We start from the raw sequence: 16402 nt of genomic DNA, 5'->3' as shown, positions 1-16402 counted from the left end.
AACGATGACTCCCAAAAATGTGCTGTGTAATCAGGGTTAACGACACTTCTCCTGCCGCGCCTGGTGCAGCATATGAAGCGTAATTTTGCGAACTTCTTTCTGGCTTTGTGCGATATGCGCGGTCAGTCGGTCACACGCCTCCTCTGCGTCACGGTGGATAATGGCGAGCAAGATGGCGCTATGCTCGGCGTAAGTTGCCGCCACGCGCGGGGCCTGAGTGAAATCAAGGCGCCGCACGATGCGAATTTTCTCGGTCACTTCGCGGTGTACCCGCGCCATTTCCGGGTTACCGGCGGCGCTCACCAGCGTCATATGAAAAGCTTCATCCCAGGGCGCGACGTCGCTGCCCTCCGCCAGGGCTGGCGAGTCGATCCAGAAGCGCGCCAGTTCCTGAAGCGCAGCCGGGATCGCGCTATTCGCGCGCTGGCAAAGACGGCGCACCGCTTCGCTTTCCAGCACTACCCGCAGGTCGTAAAAGGCTTCCAGCGCGTCGAAATCCACCGGCTTCACCTGCCAGCCGCTGCGCGGCTGTACGTCCAGATAGCCCTCCTGCTCCAGGGCATACAGCGCCTGGCGCACCGGGGTGCGGCTGACGCCCACCCGGGTGGCGATATCCGATTCGCTGAACCGGTCGCCGGGCAGCAGCTGGAAATCAAAAATCGCCTGTTTGACGTGCTGATAGACCCGTCCGGCGATGCCCTCCTGGGCCAGCATGCTCATCAGCTGGCCGCCAGCCACAGCAGCGCGTCGCCGGGGCCGACCGGACGCCCCTGCTGGCAGCCTATGGCGGTGACCGTACCGTCGTTCGGGGCGCAGACCATCAGTTCCATTTTCATGGCCTCGACCACGATCAGCGGCTCGCCCTGTTTTACGCACTGTCCCGGCTCGACGAGGATTTTCCAGATATTGCCGTTGAGATCGGCGTTGACCCGCTGGCCCTGATGCGGGTCATCGGCGGCGTTAAGCATGACGCCTTCCGTGACGTTGTCACTTTCTTCGCTCTGCCAGCGCGCCACTTCTTCGCTAAACGCCGCCTGCTGACGCGCGCGAAACGCGGCGATATCGGCGGCGTTATCCGCCAGAAACTGCTGGTAGGCAGCAAAGTCGAATTCACTCTCCTCGATGCGCACCTCGGCGCGCCCTTCCCGGAAGGCTTCGCGGAATTCAGTTAATTCGTCTTCACTGACCGGATAAAAGCGCACCTGGTCGAAGAATTTCAGCAGCCACGGCTCGTCGCCAAACTGGCCGTTGCGCAGGAATTTGTTCCAGATAGGCAGCGTGCGCCCCACCAGCTGGTAGCCGCCCGGGGAATCCATGCCGTAGATGCACATATACATCCCGCCGATGCCCACGGTGCCTTCGGCGGTCCAGGTGCGCGCCGGGTTGTATTTGGAACTTAACAGGCGGTGACGCGGGTCGACCGGCACCGCGCAGGGCGCGCCGAGGTAGACGTCACCCAGCCCGAGGATCAGATAGCTGGCGTCGGCGATAATCCGCAGCACCTCGTCGCGGTCGCTCAGGCCGTTGGCGCGGGCGATGAAATCGACGTTGTTGGGCAGCCACGGCGCCGCCGGGCGCACCGTTTGCTGATAGCGCTCTACCGCCGCCAGGGTGGCGCTGTCTTCAAACGCCATCGGCAGGTGGACAATGCGCGACGGGATTTTCAACGTCGCCACGTCACCCAGCGACGCTTCCAGATGCAGCAGTTGCGCCATCAGCTGGGACTGAGAGATATGCTGCCCGTCGTAGCGCACCTGGAGCGATCGCACCCCGGGAGAGAGTTCCTCGACGCCGGAGATAGCCGCCTCGCGGATGGCTGCCATCAGCAGATGCACCCGCAGGCGCAGCGCCAGATCCAGCACGTTCTCGCCATACTCAATCAGGATGTAGCTGTCGCCCGCCTGCCGCCATACCACCGCCGGGCGTGTATCCTGCGCCTCCCACTGGGCGAGGATCGCCGCGCTGCGGGTGACGCCCGGTTCAATCGAGGCCGGAATATCCGGCAGCGTACTGGCGGCGCACAGGTTGGTGACTGCCACCTGGTGCGCCAGTTCCAGCGACTGCGCCCAGGCAAAGCTCACCGGATGGAAGCGGATTTTATCGCCAGGCTTGACCTGGCCGACTTTCCACAGCTCGCCTTTCGCGATGGTTACCGGGCAGACGAAGCCGCCGAGGCTTGGGCCGTCGCGGGTTAAAATCACCGGGAAATCACCGGTAAAGTTAATCGCGCCGATCGCGTATTCGCAGTCGTGAACGTTTGACGGATGCAGGCCCGCTTCGCCGCCGTCGGCGCGCGCCCACTGCGGTTTAGGCCCGGTCAGCCGCACGCCGAGGCGGTTGGAGTTGTAATGCACCTCCCACTCGGTGGCGAAAAAGGTTTCCATCGATTCGGGTGTAAAGAAATCCGGCGCGCCGTGCGGCCCGTACAGCACGCCGATTTCCCACGTATCGCCGTAATTCGGGATCAGCGCCGGTTCCGGCATTTGCGGCAGGGCAATCGGCGCAGGCGTAGTGCAGGCCGCCAGTTCCGGTCGGGAAATCGCCAGGATGTCGGCGACCTTCAGGGTGCGCCCGGCGTGACCGCCAAACTGCCCGAGGGCAAAGGTGGAACGGCTGCCGAGATACAGCGGCACGTCGATGCCGTTGCGCACCGCCAGATAGGTACGGCAGCCGCGGGTGGCGCGGCCCAGCGTCAGGGTTTGCCCCGCTTTGACGATGACTGGCTGCCAGTAGGCCACCGGTTTATCGTCCAGTTGCGCCGGACAGCTGGCGCCGGTCAGGGCGATAATCGCGTCGCTGTGAAAACGCAGCGTCGGGCCTTGCAGGGTAAACTCCAGCCCCGCCGCGCTCGGATGGTTGCCGACAATGCGGTTGGCAAGCTGAAACGCCAGATCGTCCATCGGCCCGGAGGGCGGTACGCCGATATCCCAGTAGCCGGGGCGGCCCGGAAAATCCTGCACGCTGCTCCAGGTGCCGGGCTCCAGCACTTCAATGGCGTAGGCCTGATAACTGACCTCATCCAGCAGCCGGGTCCACATCACCCCGGCTTTAAATTCCGGCAGCACTGCCAGCTGGCGAAGATAATCGAGGTTGGTGGCGATGCCCGCTAACCGGGTAGCGTCAAGCGCGCGGCGCAGCTTAAGCAGCGCATCCTGGCGATCCTGACCGTGAACAATGATTTTGGCGATCATCGGATCATAAAACGCGCTGACCTCGCTGCCGGTGCTGACCCAGCCGTCTACCCGCACATTATCCGGGAAGCAGACCTCGGTGAGCACGCCGGGGCTGGGCTGGAAGTTTTTGAGCGGATCTTCGGCGTAGAGCCGCACCTCAATCGCCGCGCCGCCGGGCGCACGTGCCATCGCCGGCCAGTCCAGCGGCTGCGCCGCCGCCAGCCGGACCATGCATTCGATCAGATCGAGCCCCGTCACCATTTCGGTCACCGGATGCTCCACCTGGAGCCGGGTGTTGACCTCAAGAAAATAGAACGCGTCCTGCGCCGGTTCGTAGATAAATTCCACAGTCCCCGCGCTGCGGTAATTCACCGATTCCCCCAGCGCCACGGCGGCGTTGAGCATCGCCTCGCGGGTGGACTGCGGTAAATTGGGCGCGGGCGTCTCTTCCAGCACTTTCTGGTTGCGGCGCTGGAGCGAACAGTCGCGCTCGCCGAGCGCCACCACCTTGCCCTTGCCGTCGCCGAAGATTTGCACTTCCAGATGGCGCGCCCGGTCGATGCAGCGCTCAAGGAATACGCCGTCATCGCTGAAGAACTGCGCCCCCTGGCGTTTGACGGTTTGCCACGCCTCGCACAGCGCCGCCCTGTCCTCGCAGCGCATCAGGCCGATGCCGCCGCCTCCGGCGGTGGTTTTCAGCATCAGCGGGAACCCGACCTGCGCCGCCTGCTCGCAGGCCTCTTCGAGGCTTTGCAATAGCCCGGTGCCGGGCGTCATCGGCAACCCCGCCTGCGCCGCCAGCGCCCGGGCGCGGTGCTTCTGGCCGAAATCGGCGATTTGCGAGGCGTCCGGGCCGATAAACACAATGCCCGCCATTTCACAGGCGGCGGCAAATTCCGCGCGCTCGGAGAGAAAGCCGTAGCCGGGGAAAATCGCCTCTGCGCCGCTCTCCTTTGCCGCCGCGAGGATCTTATCGATATTCAGGTAGGTGTCCCGCGCGCTGTCGCCGCCCAGGGCAATCGCCCGCGTGGCGTCGGCGACGTGCGGCGCGTTGCGGTCGCTGTCGGAATACACCGCCACGCTCTCAACGCCCATGCGGTTGAGGGTGCGAATGGCGCGGCAGGCGATTTCGCCACGGTTGGCAATCAGTACACGTTGAAACATGACGTTCTCCTCAGGCGCTGTGGTGACGGGCGAGCCAGGCTTTCCAGCCGCCCCATGACGTGATATCCGTGGCGTCTGCCAGGGCATACGGCTCGCAGATAAAGCCCTTCACCTGGCGACCGTCGTGCAGCGTCAGCGAGCCGATGCCGAGCGGCGCAGGCACTTCCGCCACCAGTTCGCCGAAGCGCGCCAGCGGCACGTCCCACAGTTCCACCACAATCGGCTGGCCCCTGTCGCCCCGCGCCAGGCCGGGCTTCGGCGGCGTGGTGTTCGCCAGGGCATACAGCTGATAGCGGGCGTCGGTGGTGGTTTCTTCCACAAAAACCGCGTTGCGGGTGGTGAGCTGGAAATTAAGCGGCTGGCCCCGCAGGTGCGCGCCCACGACCGCCAGACGCACAAACCCCTGCGCGGCGACCGGCGTGCTGACGGGTAAGGCTTTGGATGTCGCGCCTAACGGCAGCGGCAGCGCCTGCTGCCAGAGACGCCCGAAATCCGCCAGCGCCGCGTCGTGCCAGGCCGGGGCGATTAACGTAATGCCCGCCGGTAATCCGTCGGCGCGGAAATCCCCCGGCAGCGCCAGCGCGCTGAGATCGGCAAGGTTGGTAAAGTTGGTGTAGGTGCCAAACTGCGAGTTGTAGCGCACCGGCTCCCCGGCCATCTCGTCAAGGGTGCGGATGGTGGGTGATGTGGGAACCACCAGCGCGTCGAACCCGGCCAGCACGCTGTTGATTTCCCGGGCCAGCGCGGCGCGGGTGTATTCCGCCTGCCAGGCGTCGCAGGCGCTAAAGCGCTTGCCGCCCTCAACGATGCCGCGCACCGTCGGGTCCATCGCTTCCGGGAAGCGCGCCAGGGTATCGCCCACCGCGACGGTGCGTTCCGCCACCCAGGCCCCGGCGTAAAGCTGTTCGGCAAGCTGGCGGAACGGCGTGAAATCAACGGGAACGCACTGCACACCCAGCGCGTCGAGGCGCGTCAGGCTTTTGGCAAAGGCGGCTTCGCTCAGCTCATCGCCAAAAAATTCAAGGCGATCCGGCACCGCCATGCGCGGCCTGGCGCTAAAGCGCGCGGGGGCGGTATACGGGTTGCGGCGCGAATAAGCGTCTTCGGCGTCAAACCCGCCGGCGATGCGGGCGACTTGCGCCGCATCGTCGACGGTGAGCGCGAATACCGACACCGTATCGTTGAGGCGGCAGGCAGGCACCACGCCGCTCGCCGAGAACCAGCCTTTGGTCGGCTTCAGGCCAACAATGTTGTTAAAGCCCGCCGGGACGCGGCCTGAACCGGCGGTATCGGTGCCGAGGGCAAACGGCACCAGCCCGCGCGCCACCACCGAGGCCGAGCCGGAGCTGGAGCCGCCGCTGACGTAGCGGGCATCAAAGGTATTGGGCACCGCGCCATACGGCGAACGGGTGCCCACCAGTCCGGTAGCAAACTGATCGAGGTTGGTTTTGCCCACCACAATCGCCCCCGCCGCTTTGAGCTTCGCCACCACGGTGGCGTCTTTTTCCGGCAGATAGGCAAAGGCCGGACAGGCGGCGGTGGTTTCAAACCCGGCGACGTCGATATTATCTTTTACCGCAAACGGCACGCCCCACAGCGCGAAATCGTGCGGGCTTTTGCCCTCTGTCAGCCATGCGGCTAATTGCGCTATTTGCGAATCGATTAATTCCTCGCTGGCGCAGCGAATCCACGCGGGATCCTGTTTATCAAACCCATTTATAAGCTGGCGATAAATATCTGACAGGGCATCGGTCGAGTGAGAACAGAATTGTTTCCATTCATCGACAGTCATTACGCCCGGTGAAGAAGAGAGTGGCATCATTGGCTGGCATCCCAACTGGTATACAAGATGGGATTAATAAAGCAATTGTAATGCCAGTATTTAAAAAACCTTTAATTACATAATGTTAACTATTTAAATAATGAAAAAATGATATTCGCCATCACCGCGCGATAATATAAAAAGACATTTTGGTGCAAGGCTGCATTAAAGACGTGCAATAAAACAATATCCGCCTGCGTTAACAGACGGATATAAGTTTTTATTATGACAATTTATTATCGGCCATCATTAATCACGATATTTACCACACCTCAGCCGCAATCTCCGTGACCAGACGGACTTTATTCCACTGCTCGGCTGGCGTAATGGCGTTGCCCTCTTCCGTTGAGGCAAATCCGCACTGCGGGCTGAGGCAAACCTGGTTGAGATCCACATACTGTGACGCTTCTTTCAGGCGCGCTTTAATCTGCTCGCGGTGCTCCAGTTCGCCGTTTTTGGTGGTGATCAGGCCCAGCACCACCTGCTGTTTGCCCGGACGGATAAAGCGCAGCGGAGAGAAATCGCCGGAGCGGTCGTTATCATATTCAAGGAAAAACGCGTCGACGTTAACGGTGCCGAACAGCACCTCGGCCACCGGCTCGTAGCCGCCTTCGGCAATCCAGCTGGAGCGGAAGTTGCCCCGGCAAACGTGCAGGCCGATGGTCAGATCCTCCGGTTTGCCTTCCAGCGCCTGGTTCAGTACCCGGGCATAAATTTGCGCCAGATGGTCCGGGTCTTCGCCGCGATCGCGGATCTGCTGGCGCTGTTCATCAGAGCACAGGTAGGCCCAGACGGTGTCGTCGAGTTGCAGATAGCGACAGCCCGCGTCGTAAAACGCGCGGATGGCGTCGCGCCAGGTCACGGCGAGATCGGCGAAGTAGTCATCGAGATTCGGGTAGACGTTGCGGTCAATGGCTGCCGCGCCGCCGCGAAAGTGCAGCACGCTCGGGCTGGGGATAGTCATTTTCGGCTCAGCGTTGCCGCTGACGCTTTTCAGGAAGCGGAAATCTTCCAGCATCGGATGGTTGCCGAACGCCACTTTGCCGGTGACGCGCACGCTCTGGGCTTTGGTCTGGATGCCGGAGAACTGAATGCCCTGGTTCACTTCCACCAGCTCCACGCCCTGCAGTGCGGCAAAGAAATCAAGGTGCCACCAGGCGCGGCGGAATTCGCCGTCGGTGACCACCGTCAGGCCGCAGGCGCACTGCGCTTCCACACAGGCGCGGATGGCGTCGTTTTCCACCTGGCGCAGCTGGCTGGCATCGATATCACCACGGGCGAACTGTTCGCGGGCGGCCTTAATCGCGTCAGGGCGTAAGAAACTGCCGACGACATCGGCGCGGTACGGGGGAAGTTGGCGTTGCATGGTGTCTCCTTGACCCTGAAAGTAATTGCCCAGGGTGATTGTTCGCATTATGAATTTTTAGCCATCTGGACGGCTAGATGCATTCAGAGTGTCACGCAGCGGGAGGTTGTGCAAACGAAGAAAATTCACGGCACATGAGAAAAATTCACGTTGGGTTGAGGATTGCTCAGGGCACCGGTCAGATGCCCCTTACTGAATCAGGCGAGCTGGCGCGCGGTGGGATAATCGGTGATCAGCACATCGATGTATTTACCCTTCAGCGCCCCGCGAATGGCGTTGACCTTTTCGGTGCCGCCGGCCAGCGCCACCACGTGCGGGCAATCGCGCACCTGGCTGAGCTCCATGCCGATCACCGGATCTTCCTCCTTGCTCAGCACCGGCTCGCCCTCGGCATTGTAGTAATGCAGGCAGATATCCCCCACTGCGCCGCGCGCCGCCAGGGTTTTCAGCATGGCTTCGCCATAGTAGTTGCCGGAATTTTTCAGCAGCTGCGACGGCTCCAGATCGCCGATGCCGAGGATCGCCACGTCCACTTCGCTGAATTTGCGCACCACTTCCGCCACGTCATCGCTCGACACCAGCCGGGCGCGCTCTTCGACGGAATGTTCGATGCTTTGCGAGGGCAACAGCCAGGCCTGGCAGCCCAGCTGCGCCGCGAGATTCTGGGTCAAAATGGTCGCCTGCACGTTGCCGTTCGGCCCCACGCCGCCCAGCAGTTGGATCACCCCGCGCGCTTTGATGCTCTGCGGGTGCAGCTCGTCCACCATGGCGCGGATGGTGCTGCTCCAGGAGGAGATGCCCACTAAATCGTTGGGCCGCAGCCGCGTTTCCACGTAGTGCGCAGCGGCGCTGCCGATGGCGTGTTTGATTTGCGCCGATGACGCCGGTTCATCCACGTCCACCACAATCGCCTGGCGGATACCGTATTTCTGCTCCAGCGCGTTCTCCAGCGACAGAAAAATATTCGGCGGTTGGATCACGCTGATTTTCACCACCCCTTCTTTCTGGCAGCGGGTGATGACGCGCGAGACAAATGACTGCGAAAGCTGCAGAAGGCCAGCAATGTCAGATTGCTTCATTCCATCGACATAATAGAGCGTGGCGATTTTCACCAGCAGCCGTTGTTCATCCTGTTTCGACATAGCACCTCCTGAGTCCCTCTGTATTTTTATTCAAGACCGAATAAATAACAAGTAAGACCCCTTTTTGACCCATAAGTGAACAAATTGTGATCGCTTTCGCCTTTTCATCATTTCGCTGAATTGACCGTAGACAGAACAAGTTCCGGGGCATATGGTTACATTGAATAATAAATCATGTTTGAATATATATTCAATGTGGAGATAAAAATGAAACATACCCTACTGAAAGCCTCATTAGTCGCTGCGCTGTTTGCGGCGTCTGCCAACCTCTGTGCCGCTGACAACGGACTGATTGCCATTATCACCCCTTCACACGACAACCCGTTCTTTAAAGCCGAAGCGGACGGCGCTGCCGCTAAAGCCAAAGAACTCGGCTACACCACGCTGGTGGCCTCGCATGACGATGACGTGAACAAACAGAACCAGCTGATTGAGACCGCCATCGCCCGTAAAGCCAAAGCGATCATTCTTGATAACGCCGGTGCGGACGCCACCGTCGGCCCGCTGGAAAAAGCCAAAGCCGCTGGCGTTCCGGCATTCCTGATCGACCGTGAAATCAACAAAACCGGCGTAGCGGTGGCCCAGATTGTGTCGAACAACTATCAGGGCGCGCAGTTGGGCGCAGAGAAATTCGCCAAACTGCTCGACGGCAAAGGCAAATACGTTGAGCTGCTGGGCCGCCAGTCGGATACCAACGCCCACGTGCGCTCGCAGGGCTATCACGACATTCTCGACGACTACCCGGACATGAAGATGGTGGCCCAGCAGACCGCTAACTGGAGCCAGACCGAAGCCTTCAACCGTATGGAAGCCATTCTGCAAACCCAGCCGGACATCGTCGGCGTGATTTCCGGTAACGACACCATGGCGCTGGGCGCGGAAGCGGCGCTGAAAGCGGCAGGTAAAACCAATGTGATCGTGGTGGGCTTCGACGGCAGCGACTATGTGCGCGATTCGATTAAAGCCGGCAGCAACATCAAAGCCACCGTACTGCAACCGGGCTGGGAGCAGGCGCAGATGGCGGTCGTTCAGGCGGATTACTACCTGAAAAACGGTAAAGCCAAAGAGCAGGAAAAACAGTTGATGGACTGCGTGCTGATTGACGAGTCCAATGCGTCAAAACTGAACACCTTCAAACTGAGCAACTAAGCCGGAGGTTGTATGTCGTTGAAACAATGGGGTATTGGCGTGTTGTGTTGCAGTACCCTGTTGCTGACTGCCTGCCGGGTGGTGGATCTGGACGAGAATGGTAAACCGATCATTCCGCCAGATCCCAACGCGAAAGCGAGTTTCGCCAATATGACACCCGCGCAGATAGCGCAACAAACATGGGACAGCCGGGTCAGCGCCCCGGCGCGCGACCATGCGCTGGATGCCGCGACGCTGCCCAACAGCCCGACGCCGCAAAGCGTGTTTGTGCGCCTGCACAGCAACATCGAAAAAGTCGATTTAACCAACCCACGCGAACGGTCGGTGACCGTGACGCTGAACAATAAGCCGCTGGAGGTCCAGATTGGGCCGTTAATCAGGGGCAATGCGGTGCGCGACGCCGCCGGTTTTAAATTTGAGGATTTCACCAACCAGGTCCAGTTTGCTCAGCTTTCCAAAGCCTATAACCGCGAAGCGGTGAAACACCTGCCGCCGGTTGACGCGTCCTGGCAGCAGCAGCCGGTGACGATGCTAATTGCCGGCAATCTCAAAGATGGCGTGCTGTCCGACGCCGTGGCGCTGGATATCCAGCAGGGAGCGAAATAATGCAGGATCCGATTGTTTTGCGTACCCGTGGGGTGTCGATGCTGTTCCCCGGCACCGTGGCGCTGGATAACGTCGATTACAACGTCTGGCGCGGCAAAGTGAATGTGATTATCGGCGAGAACGGCGCGGGGAAATCCACGCTGATGAAAATCCTCGCCGGGGTACAGCAGCCCAGCACCGGCACCATCGAGCTCAACGGCAAACCGGTGCATTTCGCCAATACCCGTGACGCCGCCGCTCACGGCATCGGCATGGTGCATCAGGAGCTGAATCTGTTTGAGAACCTGACCGTGGCGGAAAACATCTTTCTGGGCCGCGAACTGCAACAGGGTCTGAAGCCGATTGATGAAGCCACTCAGATCCAGCGCAGCGCGGAACTGCTCAGGCGCCTCGATCAGCCGATCTCGCCCAATGAACAGGTGGCGAACCTGAAAGTCGGCCAGCAGCAGCTGGTGGAGATCGCCAAGGCGCTGGCGGAAGACGCGGATATTTTAATCCTCGACGAACCCACCTCGGCGCTGAGTAAAACCGAAGTGGAGATCCTGTTCCGGGTGATCCGTGAACTCACCCGCCAGGGCGTATCCATCATCTATATCTCCCACCGGCTGGAAGAGCTGATGGCGATTGGCGATGTGATCACCATTCTGCGCGACGGCAAGTTTCAGGCCGAGGCGCAGGTCAGCGACATCGACGTACCGTGGATCGTGCGCGAAATGCTCGGCAGCGAACCGGTGTCCAGCTTCCTGACGCCGGGCCGCCAGTTTGGCGCGCCGGTGCTGGAAGCGGAGCACATTACCTGCGTTAACGCCTCGGGCAATGCGGTCGTGGACGATGTGACCTTTAACGTGCGCGCCGGGGAAATCGTCGGCATTTACGGGCTGATGGGCGCGGGGCGTACCGAGCTGTTCGAGTGCCTGCTGGGCACCAATCGCAACTACCTCGGCAAACTGTGGCTGGACAGCAAACCGGTGCCGCCGCGCTTGTCCACAGCGGAGCGCATCCGCATGGGGATGAGCCTGGTGCCGGAAGATCGCAAGCGCACCGGCATCTTCCCGATCTCGTCGGTGGCCAGCAATTTGACCATCGCCAGCCTGTGGCGGCGTTTGCAGAGCGGGTTCGCGATTTCCCGGCGCGATGAGGAACAGGTGGTGGCGACCACCATCGGCAATCTGTCAATCAAGGTCTCCTCGCCGGAAGTCGAGATTCAGGCGCTGAGCGGCGGCAACCAGCAAAAAGTGGTGATTGGCCGCTCGCTGCTCACCAACCCGAAGCTGCTGCTGCTGGATGAACCGACGCGCGGTATCGACGTGGGTGCCAAAGCCGACGTGTTCCGCATGATGGTGCAGCTCTCCGAACAGGGTATCGCGGTGGTGTTTTCCACCTCGGATCTGAAAGAAATTATGGCGGTGTCGGACCGCATCCTGGTGATGTCCGGCGGCAAAGTGACCGCAGATATTCCCCGTGAAAACGCCGAAGAGTCGGCATTGGTTTCCGCTAGTGCACAAGGATTCTGATATGAAAACGAATGAGACAGTCGCGCTTAACGCAAGACCCGCCTCGCTATTCAGTTCGCGGGAAAATATCCTCCTGCTGCTGTTAAAGCTGCGCACTTTTATTGCGCTGTTTTTGATAGTCGGCTTTTTCTCCATCATGGTGCCCGACTTCCTCGCCATGGGCAGTATGGTGATCATGATTAAACACATCGCCATTAACGCCTTCCTGGCGCTCGGCATCACCTTTGTGATTATTACCGCGGGCATTGACCTGTCCATCGGCGCGACCCTCGGGCTGTGCGGGATGATCGCCGGGTGGCTGATCACCAAAGGCATTGTGCTGCCGATGTTCGGCATCGCGATTTTCCCCAGCGTCTGGGTGATTGTGCCGCTCGTGCTGCTGATTGGCGGGCTGATTGGCGCCACCAACGGCTGGATCATCACCCGCTATAACGTGGCCCCGTTTATCTGCACCCTCGGCACCATGTACGTGCTGCGCGGCGCGGCGATGCTGACGTCGGGAGGCGAAACCTTCCCGGGCCTCTCGGGTAACCCGCAGTTGGGCAACACCGGTTTCGACGAGATCGGCGCGGGTAACTTCCTTGGTATGCCCTGGGCTATCTGGATGATGATCGTGCTGGCGATTGCCATCGCCTACGTCGCCCGTCGCCTGCCTTTTGGCCGCCACGTTTACGCCATCGGCGATAACGAACGCGCTGCCGAACTGTCCGGCGTGAAAGTCAAACAGGTAAAAATTTGGGTCTATACCCTCTCCGGCTTCTGCGCCGCGATCGCCGGGATTGTGGTCTCCGCGCAGCTGGTGGCGAGCCACCCGGCGAACGGTACGGCCTTTGAGATGAACGCTATTGCGGCAGTGGTGCTCGGCGGAACCTCGCTGGCAGGCGGGCGCGGCACCATTCTCGGCACCCTGGTCGGCGCGTTTGTGATCGGCTTCCTGGCGGATGGCCTGGTGATGATGGGCGTCAGCGAGTTCTGGCAGATGGTGATCAAAGGCATCGTGATTATTGTGGCGGTGATTATCGACCAGATGCAGAACCGGATGCAGCAGAAAGCCGCCGTGGTGGCGCAAAAAGCCGCGATGGAAGGCAGCGCAAAAGCGTAGCGCGTCACAGTTTGGTTCGAAAGGCGATTTTTTTTACCCTTATCGAATAAATATTCATATATGATTTTTAATGCAAGAGGTAAGCCTATGAATCCGTTTTCATTGTCGGTTGCGGATCTGGAAAAGAAAGCCCGCGCGGTGCGCCGTCGCATCATTACGCTGAACGCTAACAGCCCGGCAGGCGGGCATACCGGGGCCGATCTCTCTCAGGTTGAGATCCTCACCGCGCTCTATTTCCGGGTGATGAACTGCTCGCCGGAACAGGTGAACAGCGACCAGCGCGATATGTATATTCAGTCCAAAGGCCACGCGGTGGGCGGCTATTACTGCGTGCTGGCGGAAGCCGGGTTTATTCCGGTGGAGTGGCTGTCGACCTATCAGCACGCCGACTCCCACCTGCCCGGCCACCCGGTGAAGCATAAAACCCCGGGCGTGGAGCTGAATACCGGCGCGCTCGGCCACGGGTTACCGGTGGCGGTGGGCATTGCCCTGGCGGCCAAACGCAGCAATAACCCGCGCCGGGTGTTCGTGGTCACCGGCGACGGCGAACTGGCGGAAGGCAGCAACTGGGAAGCGGCGCTGGTGGCAGCCCATTACCAGCTCGATAACCTGATCATTATTAACGATAAAAACAACTTACAGCTGGCGGGGTTAACCAAAGATATTCTCAACACCGATCCGCTGGATGAAAAATGGCGCGCGTTCGGCATGGAAGTGACCCAGTGCAACGGCAACGACATGCAGGACGTGGTGACCACCATTGAAGGGCTGAAACCGGGCGGCAAACCGCACGTGATTATCGCCAACACCACCAAAGGCGCGGGCGTGTCGTTTATTCAGGGACGCGCGGAGTGGCACCACCGGGTGCCGAAGGGTGAAGAAGTGGAACTGGCTCTGGAGGAACTGAAAGATGAGTAATAGCGAACATCTGGCAACGGTGATGGTGAATGCGTTTATCGACGCGGTAGAACGCGGTATCGACCTGGTGCCGGTGGTGGCGGACTCCACCTCCACCGCCAAAATCTCGCCGTTTATTAAACAGTTTCCGGACCGGCTGGTGAACGTCGGCATCGCCGAGCAAACCCTGGTGGGCGCCGCCGTGGGGCTGTCGATGGGCGGTAAAATCGCCGTCACCTGTAACGCCGCGCCATTTTTGATCTCCCGCGCCAACGAGCAGATCAAAGTGGACGTCTGCTACAACAACAGCAACGTCAAACTGTTCGGCCTGAACGCAGGAGCCAGCTACGGCCCGCTGGCCAGTACTCACCACAGTATCGACGACATCGCCGTGCTGCGCGGTTTCGGCAATATCGAAATCTACGCGCCCTCCTGCCCGGTTGAGTGCCGCCAGATTATCGATTACGCGCTGGATCACGTTGGCCCGGTGTATATCCGTCTCGACGGCAAAGCGCTGCCGGAGCTGCACGACGCCAGCTACAACTTTACGCCGGGCGCGATTAACGTGTTGCGCGACGGCGCGGACGTGGCGCTGGTGGCGATGGGTTCAACGGTGCATGAGATCGTCAGCGCCGCCGCGGCCCTGGCGGACCAGGGCATTGACGCGGCAGTGATCAACGTGCCCTCGATTCGCCCGTGCGATACCGCGCAACTGCTGGCCGCGCTGCAAAAATCACGCCGGGTGATCACCGTGGAAGAACATAACGTCAACGGCGGCGTCGGTAGCCTGGTGGCGGAAGTGCTGGCGGAAGCCGGTTGCGCTATCCCGCTGACCCGGCTGGGGATTGCCGACGGCGGGTACGCCATTGCCGCCGATCGTAAGGATATGCGCGCCCATCACGGTATTGACGCCGCCGGTGTGGTACGCAAAGCCACTGCGCTGTGTGAAGGAGCATAACCATGTCGAGCCCAATAATTCTCGCGATTGATGAGGGCACAACCAACGCCAAAGCGGTGGCCGTCAACCGCGAAGGGCAAATCGTCGGGCGCTGCGGCGTGGGGGTGGAGATCCGCCACCCGGCTCCCGGCCTCGCCGAGCAGGATCCGCTGGCGATCTGGCAGGCGGTGGTCGAGGCGATTAACGGCTGTTTACAGCAGGCCGGTCCGGTGCAGGTGGCCGGGATCGCCATCAGCAACCAGCGCGAATCGGTCGTAATCTGGCAACGCGCCGACGGCACCCCCCTCACCCCGGTGGTGAGCTGGCAGGACCGCCGCTCAGAGGCGCGCTGCGCTGAACTTCAGGCCCAGGGCCACGACGCGCTGATTACCCAACGCACCGGATTGCCGGTGGATCCGCTGTTCCCGGCGGCGAAAATCAGCGCCCTGCTGGAAGCCCTGCCGGACGGCGTGGCGCGTGCAGAGCGCGGTGAATTATGCATCGGCACTATCGATAGCTGGCTGAACTGGCAGTTTACAGGCGGACGCGCGTTCACCACCGATTACGCCAACGCCGCCCGCACCCAGTTGTTCAACATTTATGAAGGCCAGTGGGATGAGCAACTGCTCGCCCTGTTTAACGTGCCGCGCGCCGCGCTGGCGGACGTCAGGCCGTCGAGCGGTTTGCACGGCGAAGTGCAGGTCGGGTTTATCCCCGGCGTACCGGTGGGCACGCCGATCCTGTCGCTGATTGGCGATTCCCACGCCGCGCTCTACGCCCAGCGTCGCGCCTGCGGCAACGTGGTGAAGGCCACTTACGGCACCGGGTCGTCGCTGATGTTTTCGATTCCGGAACCGGTGTCGCGGGCCAATCGACTGAGCACCACCCTCGCCTGGCACGACGGCGAACGCACCTTCGCGCTGGAAGGCAATATCACCCATACCGGCTCCGGCGCGGCCTGGCTCGGGCGGATGCTGGGAATAAACAATCCGGCGGAACTGACCGCGCTGGCGCAGTCGGTGCCGGACAATCAGGGCGTCTATTACGTTCCGGCGCTGTCGGGCCTCGGCGCGCCCTGGTGGGATCTCCAGGCGCGCGGCACGATTTGCGGCTTAACCGACGCCGCCACGCCAGCGGTGCTGGCCCGCGCCGCGCTGGAATCGGTGGTGTATCAAATCGCCGATGTGTTTTTCGCCATGGAACAGGCCTGCGGTCAGCCGCTGGAAACGCTGTGCGTCGACGGCACCGCCACCCAAAACCGCTGGCTGATGCAGTTGCAGGCCGACGTGTTACAACGACCGTTAATTATTCAGCCCGCCGCCGAAGTTTCGGCGCTGGGCGCCGCGCTGCTCGCCGGCAACGCGCTGGGCTGGTGGCAGGAGGAAATGCCTGCGGCGCTGGCAAGCCAGGGCGAACGTATTGCGCCGCAGCCCGCGCGGCAACAACAGATGCAACAAAACTATAAACAGTGGCTTGAAGCCGTGGCGCGCTGCCGCTTTCAGCCCAAATAATCCTTTTACTGGAGTGATG

12 protein-coding genes are annotated in these 16402 nt (G+C 61.0%); 7 read left to right on the top strand and 5 right to left on the bottom strand.

Translation table 11 applies throughout. The features are described 5' to 3' along the window. Positions 1-36: 36 nt before the first annotated feature. From GV764_RS11025 to GV764_RS11005, 5 genes are all read right to left on the bottom strand, one after another. Positions 37-720 (bottom strand): GntR family transcriptional regulator, encoded by a 684-nt coding sequence (locus tag GV764_RS11025; protein WP_161660197.1) that lies wholly within the window; start codon positions 718-720, stop codon positions 37-39. Continuing rightward, positions 720-4337: an urea carboxylase gene (uca, locus tag GV764_RS11020; RefSeq protein ID WP_161660196.1), complete on the bottom strand. Its 3618-nt coding sequence runs from the start codon at positions 4335-4337 to the stop codon at positions 720-722. The genes GV764_RS11025 and uca overlap by 1 nt, the downstream gene beginning before the upstream one ends. A gap of 10 nt (positions 4338-4347) precedes the next feature. Continuing rightward, the gene (gene atzF, locus GV764_RS11015; protein WP_161660195.1) at positions 4348-6159 is read right to left on the bottom strand and encodes an allophanate hydrolase; all 1812 of its coding nucleotides are present in this window, start codon (positions 6157-6159) and stop codon (positions 4348-4350) included. Between the two features lie 262 nt (positions 6160-6421). Continuing rightward, on the bottom strand, positions 6422-7525 hold the full coding sequence (locus GV764_RS11010; RefSeq protein WP_161660194.1) for a cobalamin-independent methionine synthase II family protein: 1104 nt from the start codon (positions 7523-7525) through the stop codon (positions 6422-6424). A gap of 197 nt (positions 7526-7722) precedes the next feature. Then, positions 7723-8667 carry a sugar-binding transcriptional regulator gene (locus GV764_RS11005; protein ID WP_161660193.1) on the bottom strand — a complete coding sequence of 315 codons (945 nt, stop codon included), beginning with the start codon at positions 8665-8667 and terminating at the stop codon, positions 7723-7725. A 207-nt stretch (positions 8668-8874) separates the two neighbouring features. Here GV764_RS11005 and GV764_RS11000 point away from each other — a divergent pair, with 207 nt between their 5' ends. From GV764_RS11000 to GV764_RS10970, 7 genes are all read left to right on the top strand, one after another. Further along, the gene (locus tag GV764_RS11000) at positions 8875-9816 is read left to right on the top strand and encodes a D-ribose ABC transporter substrate-binding protein (protein WP_161660192.1); all 942 of its coding nucleotides are present in this window, start codon (positions 8875-8877) and stop codon (positions 9814-9816) included. Positions 9817-9828: 12 nt separating this feature from the next. Next, positions 9829-10422, top strand: coding sequence for a DUF2291 family protein (locus tag GV764_RS10995; RefSeq protein WP_161660191.1), 594 nt, complete (start codon positions 9829-9831; stop codon positions 10420-10422). Beyond that, positions 10422-11936 carry a sugar ABC transporter ATP-binding protein gene (locus GV764_RS10990; protein WP_201743142.1) on the top strand — a complete coding sequence of 505 codons (1515 nt, stop codon included), beginning with the start codon at positions 10422-10424 and terminating at the stop codon, positions 11934-11936. The genes GV764_RS10995 and GV764_RS10990 overlap by 1 nt, the downstream gene beginning before the upstream one ends. 1 nt (position 11937) lies before the next feature. Beyond that, entirely contained in the window at positions 11938-13038 is a 1101-nt protein-coding gene (locus GV764_RS10985; protein WP_161660190.1) for an ABC transporter permease, read from the top strand. A gap of 87 nt (positions 13039-13125) precedes the next feature. Beyond that, a complete protein-coding gene (locus GV764_RS10980) occupies positions 13126-13956 on the top strand; it encodes a transketolase (protein WP_161660189.1) in 831 nt (276 codons plus the stop codon). Then, on the top strand, positions 13949-14893 hold the full coding sequence (locus GV764_RS10975) for a transketolase C-terminal domain-containing protein (RefSeq protein WP_161660188.1): 945 nt from the start codon (positions 13949-13951) through the stop codon (positions 14891-14893). The genes GV764_RS10980 and GV764_RS10975 overlap by 8 nt, the downstream gene beginning before the upstream one ends. Before the next feature lie 2 nt (positions 14894-14895). Next, positions 14896-16383 (top strand): FGGY family carbohydrate kinase, encoded by a 1488-nt coding sequence (locus GV764_RS10970; RefSeq protein ID WP_161660187.1) that lies wholly within the window; start codon positions 14896-14898, stop codon positions 16381-16383. The last annotated feature ends 19 nt before the right edge of the window (positions 16384-16402 follow it).

Origin of the sequence: Atlantibacter hermannii (assembly GCF_009907385.1) — a bacterium.
GTDB lineage: Bacteria > Pseudomonadota > Gammaproteobacteria > Enterobacterales > Enterobacteriaceae > Atlantibacter > Atlantibacter hermannii_A.
This window is presented reverse-complemented; position numbering and strand designations above follow the sequence as displayed.

Bases quoted from the DNA above. Each gene is read 5' to 3' on its own strand.
- GV764_RS11000 (WP_161660192.1), top strand. From the start codon at position 8,875: ATGAAACATACCCTACTGAAAGCCTCATTAGTCGCTGCGCTGTTTGCG.
- GV764_RS11010 (WP_161660194.1), bottom strand. From the start codon at position 7,525: ATGCAACGCCAACTTCCCCCGTACCGCGCCGATGTCGTCGGCAGTTTC.
- atzF (WP_161660195.1), bottom strand. From the start codon at position 6,159: ATGATGCCACTCTCTTCTTCACCGGGCGTAATGACTGTCGATGAATGG.
- GV764_RS10970 (WP_161660187.1), top strand. From the start codon at position 14,896: ATGTCGAGCCCAATAATTCTCGCGATTGATGAGGGCACAACCAACGCC.
- GV764_RS10995 (WP_161660191.1), top strand. From the start codon at position 9,829: ATGTCGTTGAAACAATGGGGTATTGGCGTGTTGTGTTGCAGTACCCTG.
- GV764_RS10975 (WP_161660188.1), top strand. From the start codon at position 13,949: ATGAGTAATAGCGAACATCTGGCAACGGTGATGGTGAATGCGTTTATC.
- uca (WP_161660196.1), bottom strand. From the start codon at position 4,337: ATGTTTCAACGTGTACTGATTGCCAACCGTGGCGAAATCGCCTGCCGC.
- GV764_RS11005 (WP_161660193.1), bottom strand. From the start codon at position 8,667: ATGTCGAAACAGGATGAACAACGGCTGCTGGTGAAAATCGCCACGCTC.
- GV764_RS10985 (WP_161660190.1), top strand. From the start codon at position 11,938: ATGAAAACGAATGAGACAGTCGCGCTTAACGCAAGACCCGCCTCGCTA.
- GV764_RS10990 (WP_201743142.1), top strand. From the start codon at position 10,422: ATGCAGGATCCGATTGTTTTGCGTACCCGTGGGGTGTCGATGCTGTTC.
- GV764_RS11025 (WP_161660197.1), bottom strand. From the start codon at position 720: ATGAGCATGCTGGCCCAGGAGGGCATCGCCGGACGGGTCTATCAGCAC.
- GV764_RS10980 (WP_161660189.1), top strand. From the start codon at position 13,126: ATGAATCCGTTTTCATTGTCGGTTGCGGATCTGGAAAAGAAAGCCCGC.